The organism is Saccharopolyspora tripterygii, assembly GCF_054778355.1.
This window is the reverse complement of the sequence record NZ_BAAGZP010000052.1, coordinates 1-13597: the sequence shown is the minus strand read 5'-3', so window position 1 is coordinate 13597 and position 13597 is coordinate 1. Positions and strand designations below refer to the sequence as shown.

Annotated in this window: 13 protein-coding genes; 8 read left to right on the top strand and 5 right to left on the bottom strand. The window is 69.9% G+C overall.

Translation table 11 applies throughout. The features are described from left to right. The first annotated feature begins 55 nt into the window (after positions 1-55). From ACYVF3_RS31490 to ACYVF3_RS31480, 3 genes are all read left to right on the top strand, one after another. Complete coding sequence (locus ACYVF3_RS31490) at positions 56-295, top strand: acyl carrier protein (protein WP_145745623.1); 240 nt, start codon at positions 56-58, stop codon at positions 293-295. Next, a complete protein-coding gene (locus ACYVF3_RS31485) occupies positions 292-1536 on the top strand; it encodes a beta-ketoacyl-[acyl-carrier-protein] synthase family protein (protein WP_461157921.1) in 1245 nt (414 codons plus the stop codon). The genes ACYVF3_RS31490 and ACYVF3_RS31485 overlap by 4 nt, the downstream gene beginning before the upstream one ends. Positions 1537-1828: 292 nt before the next feature. Beyond that, positions 1829-3268, top strand: coding sequence for an acyl-CoA carboxylase subunit beta (locus ACYVF3_RS31480; RefSeq protein WP_461157920.1), 1440 nt, complete (start codon positions 1829-1831; stop codon positions 3266-3268). A 173-nt stretch (positions 3269-3441) separates the two neighbouring features. Here ACYVF3_RS31480 and ACYVF3_RS31475 read toward each other — a convergent pair whose 3' ends face one another. Together ACYVF3_RS31475 and ACYVF3_RS31470 are read right to left on the bottom strand one after the other, a co-directional pair. After that, complete coding sequence (locus ACYVF3_RS31475; RefSeq protein WP_461157919.1) at positions 3442-4017, bottom strand: hypothetical protein; 576 nt, start codon at positions 4015-4017, stop codon at positions 3442-3444. A 60-nt stretch (positions 4018-4077) separates the two neighbouring features. Continuing rightward, a complete protein-coding gene (locus ACYVF3_RS31470) occupies positions 4078-4554 on the bottom strand; it encodes a DUF3145 domain-containing protein (RefSeq protein WP_425474199.1) in 477 nt (158 codons plus the stop codon). Between the two features lie 420 nt (positions 4555-4974). On the opposite strand from ACYVF3_RS31470, the gene ACYVF3_RS31465 reads away from it, so the two are divergent. Beyond that, positions 4975-6219, top strand: a complete 1245-nt coding sequence (locus ACYVF3_RS31465; protein WP_461157918.1) for a hypothetical protein — start codon at positions 4975-4977, stop codon at positions 6217-6219. 177 nt (positions 6220-6396) lie between these two features. On the opposite strand, the gene ACYVF3_RS31460 is transcribed toward ACYVF3_RS31465, so the two are convergent. The 3 genes from ACYVF3_RS31460 to ACYVF3_RS31450 all read right to left on the bottom strand — a co-directional run bounded on the left by ACYVF3_RS31460 (position 6397) and on the right by ACYVF3_RS31450 (position 8615). Beyond that, a complete protein-coding gene (locus ACYVF3_RS31460; RefSeq protein ID WP_461157977.1) occupies positions 6397-6999 on the bottom strand; it encodes a hypothetical protein in 603 nt (200 codons plus the stop codon). Positions 7000-7122: 123 nt separating this feature from the next. Then, a complete protein-coding gene (locus ACYVF3_RS31455) occupies positions 7123-8127 on the bottom strand; it encodes a hypothetical protein (protein ID WP_461157917.1) in 1005 nt (334 codons plus the stop codon). Beyond that, complete coding sequence (locus ACYVF3_RS31450; RefSeq protein ID WP_461157916.1) at positions 8124-8615, bottom strand: SigE family RNA polymerase sigma factor; 492 nt, start codon at positions 8613-8615, stop codon at positions 8124-8126. Before ACYVF3_RS31450 ends, ACYVF3_RS31455 begins: the two co-directional genes overlap by 4 nt. Before the next feature lie 422 nt (positions 8616-9037). On the opposite strand from ACYVF3_RS31450, the gene ACYVF3_RS31445 reads away from it, so the two are divergent. The 4 genes from ACYVF3_RS31445 (at position 9038) to ACYVF3_RS31430 (ending at position 13468) form a co-directional block, all read left to right on the top strand. Then, complete coding sequence (locus tag ACYVF3_RS31445) at positions 9038-11173, top strand: carbon starvation CstA family protein (RefSeq protein WP_461157915.1); 2136 nt, start codon at positions 9038-9040, stop codon at positions 11171-11173. Next, complete coding sequence (locus ACYVF3_RS31440; RefSeq protein WP_461157914.1) at positions 11170-11376, top strand: YbdD/YjiX family protein; 207 nt, start codon at positions 11170-11172, stop codon at positions 11374-11376. Before ACYVF3_RS31445 ends, ACYVF3_RS31440 begins: the two co-directional genes overlap by 4 nt. Before the next feature lie 178 nt (positions 11377-11554). After that, on the top strand, positions 11555-12727 hold the full coding sequence (pobA, locus tag ACYVF3_RS31435) for a 4-hydroxybenzoate 3-monooxygenase (protein WP_461157913.1): 1173 nt from the start codon (positions 11555-11557) through the stop codon (positions 12725-12727). Between the two features lie 45 nt (positions 12728-12772). Then, positions 12773-13468 (top strand): class I SAM-dependent DNA methyltransferase, encoded by a 696-nt coding sequence (locus ACYVF3_RS31430; RefSeq protein WP_461157912.1) that lies wholly within the window; start codon positions 12773-12775, stop codon positions 13466-13468. Positions 13469-13597: the final 129 nt, after the last annotated feature.

Sequence of the window (13597 nt, the reverse complement as noted above, 5' to 3'; positions counted from 1 at the left end):
CGCGGGTCGCGCGACCCAGCGGTAGGGACGTAAGAACCAGGAAGGAAACGAACCAGTGTCGAACGAAGAAACCGCCAAGGGTCTCGCCGCCATCGTCGAGGAGGTCGCGGGTGTCGACGCGGCCGACGTGACCGTCGACAAGTCCTTCGTCGACGACCTGGACATCGACTCGCTGTCCATGGTGGAGATCGCGGTGCAGGCCGAGGACAAGTTCGGCGTCAAGATCCCGGACGACGAGCTGGCCAACCTCAAGACCGTCGGTGATGCGGTGGACTACATCACCAAGAACGCATGACCACCGAAGTCGTCATCACCGGGCTGGGCGCGACGACACCGCTGGGCGGTGACGTCGCGTCCACTTGGGACGGGTTGCTCAACGGCGCCTCCGGCATCCGCCGGCTGGAAGCCGAATGGCTCGACACCTACGAGCTGCCCGCCAAGATCGGCGCGCCGCTGGCGGTCGACCCGAGCGAGGTGCTGCCTCGCGTGCAGCTGCGCCGGATGGACCGCTGCGAGGCCATCGCGGTCATCGCGGCCCGCGAGGCGTGGGCGGATGCCGGCTTCGAACTGCCCACCGACGAGGCCGAACCGGTCGACCCCGACCGGCTCGGCGTTGCGCTGGGCACCGGGATCGGCGGCCCGCTGACCCTGCTCCAGCAGGACGACCAGCTGGAAGCGGGTGGCCTGCGCAAGGTCTCGCCGCTGACGGTGCCGATGCTGATGCCCAACGGTCCGGCCGCGATGGTCAGCCTGGAGCTGCGCGCTCGCGCGGGTGTGCACTCGCCGGCTTCGGCCTGCGCGTCCGGTGCCGAGGGCTTGGCCAAGGCCGCCGAGATGATCCGGTACGGGCACGCCGACGTCGTCGTGGCCGGTGGTGCGGAGTCCTGCATCCACCCGATCACGATCGCCGGTTTCGCCCAGGCCCGGACCCTGAGCACCCGCAACGACGCGCCGGAGCACGCCTCCCGCCCGTTCGACGTGGACCGCGACGGGTTCGTGATGGGCGAGGGCGCCGGAGTGGTGATCCTGGAGAGCGCCGAGCACGCCAAGGCGCGCGGAGCGCGGATCTACGGCCGCCTGGCCGGATCCGGCATCACCTCCGACGCCTACCACATCACCGGTAGCCACCCGGACGGTCTGGGCCAGGTCGCGGCGATGCGCAAGGCGCTGGCCGCGGCCGATCTCCAGCCTTCCGACATCGGGCACGTCAACGCGCACGCCACCTCCACAGTGGTCGGTGACGTGGGCGAGGCGAACTCGGTGCGCAAGGCCATCGGGGACGGTGCGGTGGTGACCGCTCCGAAGGGTTCTCTCGGACACCTGGTCGGCGGGGCCGGCGCGGTGGAGAGCATCGTCACGATCCTCTCGCTGCACCACGGCGTCATCCCGGCGACGCAGAACCTCGAGAACATCGACCCCAAGGTGGAGCTGGACGTGGTGGCCGACAAGCCGCGCCACGTCGAGCAGACCGCCGCGATCAACAACGCCTTCGGCTTCGGTGGGCACAACGTCGCGCTCGCCTTCGCCACGGCATGACCGCGATCGGCGGGGGCCGGGTGCGATCACCCGTCCCCGCCCGGTCGAGCTCGTGCTGATCGACGTGCGCAGCGTCGCGAGCAGCGGAACCTGAGGCGGTTCTCCTGCTCCCCGAGCGTCCCGATTCGGCCCGTCCAGGCCGTCGGGACGCCTTCACAGGAGAACACCACTCGAAACCGCGGTGCGCGTCGCCCATCGGGCGGAAGACCGGCCTCGCCGGTCGAGAAGACCGCACACCACCACTGCGCGATCTCACAGACGTCTGCTGACACCGAAATCCCGGAGGACCCCCATGACCGCTCTCGCCACCACATCGCCGGAGACCGAGCAGGCGCAGCGCGACTTCCGCGATCCCGAAGTGCGGCTGGAGCAGATGCTCGACGAGGACTCGATCGAACCGCTGCATCCGCGCGACAACAGCGGGATGTTCGCGGTGCGCGGTCGCATCGACGGCACGCGCGTCATCGTGTACTGCAGCGACGCCACCAAGATGGGCGGCGCGCTGGGTTCCGAGGGCTGCGCGCACATCGTGGACGCCATCGACATGGCGGTGCGCGAGCGCTGCCCGGTGATCGGCGTGTGGCACTCCGGCGGTGCCCGCATCCCCGAGGGCGTCGAATCCCTGGACGGCATGGGCCAGATGTTCGCGGCGATGATCCGCGCGTCCGGCCGCGTCCCGCAGATCTCGGTCGTCGTCGGCCCGGCCGCCGGCGGTGCGGCCTACGGCCCGGCGCTGACCGACGTGGTGATCATGTCGCCGAAGGGCCGCGTGTTCGTGACCGGCCCGGACGTCGTCCGCAGCGTCACCGGCGAGGAGATCGACCAGGAAGGGCTCGGCGGCATCCCCGCGCACGGCACGAAGTCCGGCGTGGTCCACGTGATCGCCGAGGACGAGTCCGACGCCTACGTCCGCGCCCGCCGCCTGACCGGCCTGCTGGCCAAGCCCGGGCTGTTCGACCTGCGCTCGGTGCAGGACGAGGCGGAGCTGCGCAGCCTGCTGCCGAACCGCCCGCAGCGCGCCTACGACATCAAGCCGGTCATCCGCGGAATCGTGGACGCGCGTCCCGACGGCGAGGCCGATTTCGAGGAGCTGCAGGCCAAGTGGGCTCCGAACATCGTGGTCGGCTTCGCCCGGCTCGGCGGTCGGAGCATCGGCATCATCGCCAACAACCCGCTGCGCAAGGGCGGTTGCCTCGACTCGCTGTCGGCTGAGAAGGCGGCGCGATTCGTGCGGATGTGCGACTCGTTCGGCGTTCCGCTGCTGGTGATGGTCGACGTGCCCGGCTACCTGCCAGGCGTCGGCCAGGAGTGGGGCGGGGTCGTCCGCCGAGGCGCGAAGCTGCTGCACGCCTTCGGTGAGGCCGTCGTGCCGCGCGTGACGCTGGTGCTGCGCAAGTCCTACGGCGGCGCGTACATCGCGATGAACTCCCGCGCGCTGGGTGCCACCACGGTGTTCGCCTGGCCGGAGGCCGAGGTCGCGGTGATGGGTGCGAAGGCCGCCGTCGGCGTGCTGCACCGCAAGAAGATCGCCGCCGCTCCGGAGGAGGAGCGCGAGCAGCTGGTCGATGAGCTGACCGCCGAGCACGAGCGGATCGCCGGTGGCGTGGGACGTGCGATGTCGATCGGCGTGGTCGACGAGGTCATCGACCCGGCGTCCACCCGCCGTCGCATCGCCGAGACGCTGGCAGCCGCCCCCGCGGGCCGCGGCGCCCACGGCAACATCCCCCTCTGATCGACGACGGGAATGAGGGCGGCGCCTCCGAGCACCGCCCTCATTCCCAGTTTTAGTCCAAACTGAGCCGACATTTCGGGCACCGAAGGCTCTCGGTTTGGACTAAAACTGGGAAATGCCTTGAGATGCCGTTCCGGAGTGGCGCTCGGGATCAACACCGAGCGGTGCTGGGGTCAGGAGCAGCGGGCTGCGATGGCGCTGTTGGGCAGCTTGCTGATGTCCAGGACCGCGTTGCCGTTCTCGTCGACGACCACCGGGTAGACGACGTCCCAGTGCACGCACTCGGCCTTCACCTGCGGCGGCGCGTCCTCCAGGTCCTGCTCGCTCTTGAAGCTGAGCATCACCAGCGCGGAGCGGTCCTGACCCGGGTCGATGCGGTGCACCTTCATCTCGAAGTCCCGCGTCGAGTCGTAGGCGTCGGTCCACTTGCTCTGCGGGAGCTCCCGCCACTTGCTGGGCGGGACCGTGGACTTCCACAGCTCGTAGTTCTTGCGGTTGATGCCGTCGAAGTAGTTGTCCAGCAGACCTTCGATGATCTTCTGGTCGGGGTAAGCGGCAGCGTCCGGCGAGTACTCGACGCCCGAGCGCGACACCGTCTTCTGGAGGGTGCCCTGCACGGGGACGACACCCGAGTCCCGCTGCCCGTACCGGTCGTCGTAGACCTGCTGGGCGAGCAGGACTCCCCCACCACCCGCGGCCAGCAGCACGACGACGGCGAGCGGAATCCCCCATTTCAGCCAAGTGCGCACGCGCCCAGCTTCGCACAACACCGATCATCGGTTGCGCGGTTCCCCGCGATCCGCCGCAAATCAGCCGACGCGGTGCAGCACCGTCACCGGAGCGCCGTCGCCGGCGCGGCGGAACGGTTCCAGGGCGTCATCCCACTCCGCGCCGAGGAGCTGGCCGACCCGGTGCGAGAAGGCCTCCGGCCCCTTGGCGTTCGCCGCGAGCGTCCTCAGTTGATCTTCGCTCACGACGATGTCACCATTGGCGCTCGTGCACGCACGCCACAGACCGAGCCCGGGCGCGTGGCAGAACCGCTGCCCGTCGACCCCGTGACTGGGGTCCTCGGTGATCTCGAAGCGCAACATGGGCCACGCGCGCAGCGCGGTCACCAGGCGTGCTCCAGTACCCGGCTCGCCTGTCCAGGTGCACTCCGATCGGAGTTGCCCTGGGGCTGCCGGTTGCGCCGTCCAGCGGAGTTCCGTCCGTGTGCCGAGTGCGCCGGAAATCGCCCACTCGACGTGCGGGCAGACCGCAGACGGCGACGAGTGGATGTAGACCACACCGCTGGTGAGGCCACTGTCGCTGCCACGGGTTCTCACTGCTGACCTCCGCTATTCGACGAGGGACGTCTTCCCCTACGACCTCGCGAACCCGGCGATCACCAGTTGCGGCGCCATTCTGCATCGCCGGTGGAGATCTCCGCCACCGCGAGATCGTCTCGCGGTCAACTCCCGAAACGCCCGGTACCAGCCGAGACCAGTACGTCACCACGGACGCGGATTCAATGAAATCGCTGTTCCGAGCCCCGCACCGGGTGATCGACGTCCCTCGGACGCACCAACGCCGCCTCGGCGGACGAGTGGCGATTACCACTCGAACGGATTAATCATCGATCCGGATCACGTCGTCCGCGCGCCCCCGCTACGGTCGTCCGGTCGGCCCGAAAGGACCCGGCACACCAGAACTCTCGAGGAGGCCTGATGCACCTGGTGCGGCTCGGAGCGGAACCGACCAAGGTCGGTGCCGACATCCGGGCGGCCATCGCCGCGTGGGGCGCCGGCCGTTCGGTGCTCGGCGGCGTCGCCGTGCTCGGCTGCCGGCCTCCGGGGAGCCCGCGCGAGCTCGACGCGGTGATCGTGCTGCCTCGCGGGGTGATCGTAGTGCTCGGCGTCGACCTGCCGGAACCGGCGTTGAAGCTGGACGCCCCGGTCGGCACGCCGTGGACCGTGGACGGTTGGCCGCTGGTGCGCACCGAGGGCAAGGTCAACCCGGCGCAGGAAGGCCTCGAATCGGCCGCTGCGCTTGCCCGCAGCCTGCAATCCCGCGGGCTCGAACCACTTCCGGTGGCAGCGGTCGTGGCGGTGGGCCCGTACGTCGGGCAGGTCACGCAACCGACCGCCGACCTGCACCGCGGAGTCCGGGTGGTCTCACCCAACACGACGTCCGTCCTGTCGGCCTCCCGGGAACTGGCGACCTACGAGGGCCCGTGCGACGCGGCGTCCGCGCTGGAGCTGCTCCGCGTCCTGGACGCCGAGGTGCCCGGGAACACGCTCGTCGAGGAGGGCTTCCCGGCTTCGCCCGAGGTCGATCTCGCCGGTATCGACACGATGCTCATCCCGAAGTACTCCGAGGACCGCCCCTTCGACCGGCCGCGCGCCACCGCGGTCTCCCGGTCCTTCCCGCGCGGCAAGGTGATCGGTGCGGTCGCGGCGCTGGCCGTGGTGTTCGCGCTGGTCGGCGCCGTGGTGCTGGGTTCGCCGTCGGCGAGCCCTCCGGAGATGCCGTCGCAGCGGGTCGACGGCGTGGAGTTCGCGCAGCACGCGACGGACCGGGTCAGCGAGTGCGGACCGGGCTCCTACGGCGACGTGCAGCGGTTCTTCCAGCAGCAACCCTGCCGAGGTCTGCGGCGCGGGGTGTTCGAGTCCCACCTGGGCCCATCCTCGGTGGCGGTCTCGGTCGCGGTCGTGGACCTGCCGGACGCGGGGTCGGCGACCGAGCTGCGCAAGCTGCTGGAATCGGCGGGGACCGGCGGGATCAGCGACCTGATCTCGCAGGGCCGGGGCTGGCCGGGCGGACCGCGCGATTTCGGCGACTCGGCGCAATCGGTCCAGCAGACCGCGAACCAGGTCCGGGTCGTGCAGGCGGTCTGGTCGCAACGCCGATCCCAGCCGGACGACCCGGAGCTGCGAGCGATGACGGAACGAGGCTTGCGCCTCAAGGTCTGAGGGCCAAGGGATCGTTTCAGGATGCGGCGGAGCCCGCCGCGGTTTCTCACACGCCGTCTGGCGAGTACGCCGCGACGCCGTGTATTGGCATACAAAAGGAGTGGCGCACGGAGTCCAGACGGCCTGTGAGGTTCCGCCACCCGCACCGCCAAGCAAGGTGATCCTGCAAGGGGACCCCTAAGACCGTTCCCGGTCCGCGATGCCGGACTCGTCGCGCCGCTGGGCCGGGATCGGGCGTGGCCCCTTGGTGAGGTAGGGATTGCCGAGCCTGGTCAGGAACAGCGCGGGCGCGAACAGCGGCACCACCGCGGACAGCGCGGCGGCCGTGACGCCCGCCCGCAGCACGTCGCCGGGCAGCAGCGTGGTCTGCTCCAGCAGCCGGCGGGAGATCTGCGCGGTGATCCACAGCAGCACGACGAAACCGACCATGCTCCCCACGGCCACCAGCATCGCCGGTCGGTAGCCGAGGCGTTCGGCTCCCAGCATCACCGCGACCCACCCGAGCAGGGCGGGCAGCTGACCGCGTTCGGTGGTGGCCGACCACAGGAGCCCGCCGAAGATCGCGAGTCCCCCGCCGCTGTGCTGCCAGGTCTCGGTGACCCGCTGCGTCCAGCCGCCACCGGTGAGGCCCACGCGCGCGGCGAGCTCGCCCAGCACGCCCAGGGCGCTCGGTCCGTGCGCCGGGGCGAGGAACTGCCCGACGATCCAAGCGAGGGCCCACAGCGACACGCAGCACGCGACCACCTGCTGCCACCGAGGCCGGTCCAGAGCAACGAGCACCAACCGCCGCAATCCCCGCACGCACACCCCACACCGTCGGACGACCTTCCGAGAATGGGGCAACCCGGGCCGCCCGACCAGCAGATCGCCGATGTCTCGCCCGCTTGGGTGAAGCGGGGCCGGTCAGAACGTCGCTGGAACGGCGGTGCACGGCTCGGAACCGGCGCACGGCTGCGGGATCGGCAGGACCTCGGGACCGTCGACCAACCACTGCGCCCGGCCCGGGAGGGACACCAGCGCCCGGCCCTGCGGGTCGGAGGAGAGCCCGAAACCCCCAGGGACGAGCGGCGGGGTGGCGAACGGGGCACCGGCAGCGAGCTTCCGGCCCGAGTCGGCAGCGTAAGTGGCGACCCGGGCGCGTCCCGGGGCGTCGCAGTCAACGGGTTCCAGAACGGCGAAATCCGCTCCGGATCCGGCAACGGCGAGCGGTCCGCACGTTCCCGCCGCAACCGGGCGCATTCCCCGCAGGCTGGCGGGATCCGGGCGAGTGAGCAGGAATTCCACCTCACCTGCGCGCTCGACGAGCAGCGCCAGCCTCCCGTCCCCGGACAGCGCCAGGTCGAGCACCCTCACCCCCGCGGTGTGCAGATCGCGGCGCACTCCACCCGACCACAGCGCGATCCGATCTCCGTCGACATAGGCGATCCGGCCGGCGGCAGCGGTCAACGCGCGCCCGTCACGGGCACCGCTGAGAACCCGCTCACCACCGGCGGTCACCTCGACCGCCCTGCCACCCTCCGATGTGGACACCAGCGCGAAAACGCGTCCCCCGTCGCCTGCGAGGTCGGTCACCTCGCCACCGGCGATCCGGCCAACCTCGCCCTGACTGCGCCCGGACGCCACGTCAAAGGACGTGATGACCCCATCCCCCACGACCGCGACGTAGTTGCCGGGCCGCACGCTCACCGGCTGCGGGCTCGGGGTCTGGAAGCCCACTGCCACACCGGCGAAAACGGCCACCACCGCGGCCGCGGCGACGATCAGGAAGGTCGGCCTGCGGTAGGCGGCCCGGCGGCGCCGGGCAGCGGCCAGCAGCTTCGGCAACGAGTCCGGCGCCGGTTCGACGTCGTCCACGGCCCGGTGCATCCGGGCGCGCACCAGTTCGGTGTCGCGATCGAGTTCGTTCACACCCGCTCCCCCAGCAGCTCCGACAACCGCGACACCCCGCGCGAGCAGTAGGACTTCACCGAGCCCTGGCTGCACCCCATCACCTCTGCGGTGCGGACCTCGCTGAGGTCGGCGTAGTAGCGCAGCACGATGGCCTCGCGCTGCCGCCGCGGAAGCCGCGCGAGGGCCTGGGCGAGCACGGCGCGATCCAGCCCGCGCCCGGTGTCGTCGGGCAGGCTGTCGGCCACGGCCAGCTTCGGCAGGTACTTGCGGGCGACCAGCCGCCTGCGCAGGGTCGATCTCGCCCGGTTGAGCACCGCCTGCCGCAGGAAGGCCAGCGCCTTGTCGGGATCGCGCAGCTTGCTTCGCGAGTCGAAGACCCGCAGGTAGGCGTCCTGCACGATGTCTTCGGCGGAGGCCCGGTCGTCCACCAGGAGCACCGCGATGCGCAGCAGCTGCGCGTAGTGCTCCTGGTAGAGGTCGGTCAGCTTGTTCGTCAGTTCGTCCATTGCCGCCGACCCGTCACCCGGCCGGACGGTCACAGGCATTGCGATCGACACCGTCACATCTGTGCACGACGCCCGGGACCCCCTCCTGGGTTGTGGCCGGTTCTCGGTCGTTACCGAATCGGCTGCGATCAACGGCGGCGACTCTACCGACGCCGGGCGCTGTTGATCAGACCGTCCGGCGAGTTCACGCCACCGGCCCAGGTCCCGGTGGGGCCGGATCGGACGGGTAGCGGAGGCCGCCCCACCGCCTCTGCCTGGCCTCTTCACATCCTGATTACGCTCGCGAAACGGGCTGGACATTCCAGACGCGCGAGCCGATGCTCTAGAACTGCTGTGCAACCGCATCTCGCACAGCAGGATTGGAGTCCGAGACGGTGGCTACGACAACGGCCCCGAGCGGTGGAGCGGCTCGGAAGCGCAGGATGAATCCCAAGGAGATCATCATCTGGGTGCTGGTCGCGCTGGTCGGCGCGGTCAGCTGGGGCGTGATCGCGCTGGTGCGCGGTGAGGAGATCTCGGCCGCCTGGCTGGTCTTCGCAGCGCTTGCCTCCTACGCCATCGCGTACCGGTTCTACGCCCGGTTCATCACCAACCGGGTGCTCAAGACCGACGACGACCGGGCGACTCCGGCGGAACGGCTCAACAACGGGGCCGACTTCCACCCGACCGACCGCCGGGTGCTGTTCGGCCACCACTTCGCCGCGATCGCCGGCGCCGGGCCGCTGGTGGGCCCCGTGCTCGCCGCGCAGATGGGCTACCTGCCCGGCACGATCTGGATCATCATCGGCGTCATCTTCGCCGGTGCCGTGCAGGACATGGTGGTGCTGTTCTTCTCCACCCGCCGCAACGGCCGCAGCCTCGGCCAGATGGCCCGCGAGGAGATCGGCCCGGTGGGCGGTGTGGCGGCGTTGATCGCCGTGCTGCTCATCATGGTCATCCTGCTGGCGGTGCTGGCGCTGGTCGTGGTCGGTGCGCTCAAGGGCTCGCCGTGGGGTGCGTTCTCGATCGGCATGACGATCCCGATCGCCCTGTTCATGGGCTTCTACCTGCGCTACCTGCGGCCGGGCAAGATCGTCGAGGTGTCGGTGATCGGCGTCGCGCTGCTGCTGCTGAGCATCGCGGGCGGCAGCTGGGTCGCCGAGTCGGGCATGGCGGAGTTCTTCACCCTCACCGGCAACGAGGTGACCTTCGCGCTGATCATCTACGGCTTCGTGGCCTCGGTGCTGCCGGTGTGGATGCTGCTGGCTCCGCGCGACTACCTGAGCACCTTCATGAAGGTCGGCGTGATCGCGCTGCTGGCGGTGTCGATCCTGGTCGCGATGCCGGGCATGAAGACCGCGGCGGTCACCGACTTCGCGCTCAACGGCAAGGGCCCGGTGTTCTCCGGCGCGCTGTTCCCGTTCGTGTTCATCACGATCGCCTGCGGTGCGCTGTCCGGGTTCCACGCGCTGATCTCGTCGGGCACCACGCCGAAGATGATCGAGAAGGAGTCGCAGGTCCGGGTCATCGGCTACGGCGGGATGCTGACCGAGTCGTTCGTGGCGATCATGGCGCTGGCCGCGGCCTGCATCATCGATCCGGGCATCTACTTCGCGATGAACATGCCCGACAGCGCGCTGGGCGACACCGTGCAGTCGGCGTCGCAGGCGGTGGCCGGGATCGGCTTCCAGGTCACCCCAGAGCAGCTGTCGGCCGCCGCGGCGGCGGTCGAGGAGGAGACGCTGGTGGGCCGCAGCGGCGGCGCACCCACCCTCGCACTGGGCTTGTCCGAAGTGTTCTCGCAGGTCATGGGCGGGGACGCGATGAGGGCGTTCTGGTACCACTTCGCGGTGATGTTCGAGGCGCTGTTCATCCTGACCACGGTGGACGCCGGGACCCGCGTGGGCCGGTTCATGCTGCAGGACACGGTCGGCAACGCCTGGAAGCGCTTCGGCGACGTCAGCTGGAAGCCGGGCAACTGGCTGGCCAGCGCGATCATCGTCGGCGCGTGGGGCTACTTCCTGTGGGCGGGCGTGAACGACCCGCTGGGCGGCATCAACCAGCTGTTCCCGCTGTTCGGCATCGCCAACCAGCTGCTGGCGGCGGTGGCGCTCGCGGTGGCCACCACGCTGCTGATCAAGGCGGGCAAGGCCAAGTACGCGTGGGTGACGTTGATCCCGCTGGTGTTCGACGCGGCGGTGACGCTGACGGCGAGCTGGCAGAAGATCTTCTCCGCCGATCCCAAGATCGGGTTCTTCGCCCAGCGGGCGTCGTACCAGGCCGCGCTGAACTCCGGGCAGACCAGCAAGGGCACGGCCGACACCGTGGAGGAGATGCAGAAGGTCGTGGTGAACTCCACTGTGGACGGTGTGCTGAGCGTGCTGTTCGCCGTGCTGATCATCATCGTGCTGGTGGACGCGGTCCGGGTCTGGATCAAGGCGCTGCGCACCACCGACCCGCTGCCGAGCACCGAGGCCGAGTACGTGAAGTCGCAGCTGTGGGCTCCGTCCGGCCTCATCCCGACGGCGGAGGAGCGCCAGAAGCAGAAGGAGCTCACCTCGGCGGGGAGCGGTAGTTGACTCCTACGACTCTGTCCAGGCTGCGCGGATCCGTCCGCGCGGCCTGGCAGATCGTGCGCGGAGTGGTGGGCGAGACCGCCTACGAGGACTACCTGGCGCACCACCGCGCTCACCACCCGGGCGAGCAGCCGATGCCGGAGCGCGAGTTCTGGCGAGCCCACATCGACCGCCAGGACGCCAACCCCGGCTCGCGCTGCTGCTGACCAGGAGATGAGGACCGCGGAGGGCGGGAGTTCCGATCGGAGCTCCCGCCCTCCGCCATTTCGGCGACCCGCTACCGGCCTGGGACTTTCCGTTCAGCGGGAGCGGAGGCATCCTTCGACGGGGGCTCGGGCCCGATGGTGTTGCTCGTCCGAGGCCCCGAGGAAGTGAGGCTCTGCTGTGCGAACCCAGGTCGCGATCATCGGCGGTGGACCCGCCGGCTTGCTGCTGTCCCACCTGCTGCACCTGCAGGGCGTCGACTCGGTGGTGCTGGAACGGCGCAGCCAGGAGCACGTCCAGCAGCGGGTTCGCGCGGGCGTGCTGGAGCAGGGCACCTGCGACCTGCTGAGCGAGGTCGGCGTGGGCGAGCGGATGCTGCGCGAGGGCGAGCGCCACGAAGGCGTCCACCTGCAGTTCGACGACGAGCGGCTGCACATCCCGTTCACGGAGCTCACCGGCCGGGCGATCACCGTGTATGGCCAGCAGGAAGTGGTGAAGGACCTCAACGAGCGCCGGCGGGCCGACGGGGGCCGGGTGCTCTTCGAGGTCGACGACGTCGCCGTGCACGACGTCACCGGCGACGCCCCGAGCGTGACCTTCACCCAGGACGGGCGGGAGCAGGTGCTGCGCGCGGACTTCGTCGCAGGCTGCGACGGCTTCCACGGCGTGTGCCGCGACGTCATCCCGCCGGACGTCCGCCGGGTCTACGAGCGGATCTACCCGTTCGGCTGGCTGGGCATCCTCGCCGAGGTCGCCCCCTCGACCGACGAGCTGATCTACGCCAACCACGCGGGCGGTTTCGCCCTGCACAGCATGCGCTCGGCCACCATCAGCCGCTTCTACCTGCAGTGCGCGCCGGACGAATCGCTGGAGAACTGGTCCGACGCGCGCATCTGGGACGAGCTGGGCACGCGTCTGGGGACTCCGGGCTGGACGCTGCGCGAGGGCCCGATCATCGACCGGTCGATCACCGCGATGCGCAGCTTCGTGAGCGAACCCCTGCGGCACGGAAGGCTCTTCCTGGCAGGCGACTCGGCCCACATCGTGCCGCCGACCGGCGCGAAGGGCCTCAACCTCGCGGTCGCCGACGTGGACCGGCTGGCGGAAGCGCTCGTCGATCACTACCGCACCGGCAGCGACGCGGGACTCGACGAGTACTCGGCGAAGTGCTTGGAACGGGTGTGGCGGGTGCAGCACTTCTCGTGGTGGATGACCTCGATGACGCACCGCTTCGACGGACCCGACCACGACTTCGAACGCCGCCTCCAGCGCTCCCAGTTCGACTACCTGCGCACCTCGCAGGCAGCCGCTACCACCCTGGCGGAGAACTACGTGGGCATGCCGCTGCGGTGAAAAACCGGTTTCGCGACCACCACCCGCGGCGGAAGGATGCGATGAGTGGACTTCGAAACGTTTGACGCGCGTGGATACCGGACGGTTGACGTCCGCACCGGGTACGGGGAGTGGGTCGCCCACTACGAGGACACCGTCGAGGACGTGATGGACCTCGCGCTGCTGGAGCGCCTGGCCGAGCCGTCCTGGACGGAGGTGAGCAGGGCTGCCGACCTGGGGTGCGGCACCGGCCGCACGGGGCAGTGGCTGCGCGACCGGGGCGTCGCGCACGTCGACGGCGTGGACGTCACGCCGGAGATGCTGGAGCTGGCGCGCCGCAGGGGCGCTTACGATCGCCTGGAGGTCGCCGACGCGTCGACGACCGGGCTGCCCGGCGGCGCGTACGACCTGGTGATCTGCTCGCTGATCGACGAGCACCTCGACGACCTGCGCCCGCTCTACACCGAGGCGCACCGGCTCGCTGCCCCCGGGGCGGCGTTCGTGCTCGTCACCTACCACCCGCACTTCATCATGACCTCCGGGATGCCCACCCACTACACCAACGCCGACGGTGAACCGGTCGCCATCGCCACCACCGTGCACCTGATCAGCGACCACGTGGCTGCGGGACTGGGCGCGGGCTGGCGCCTGGCGGAGCTCCACGAGAACGTCGTCGACGACACCTGGCTGAAGATCAAGCCCAAGTGGGAGCGCTTCCGCAACCACCCGTTCTCCGCGGCCTACACCTGGCGCAAGGACTAGGTGTACTGACCTGCGAGGTTAGGTACGCGGTTGGCGGGTGGTTGGACGTAGTGAGGTCTCCGGTAGATGGGTCAACGACCAAGAAGATCGACATCTATCCGGAGACCTCGGTGGGAAGCGTATCGGTTG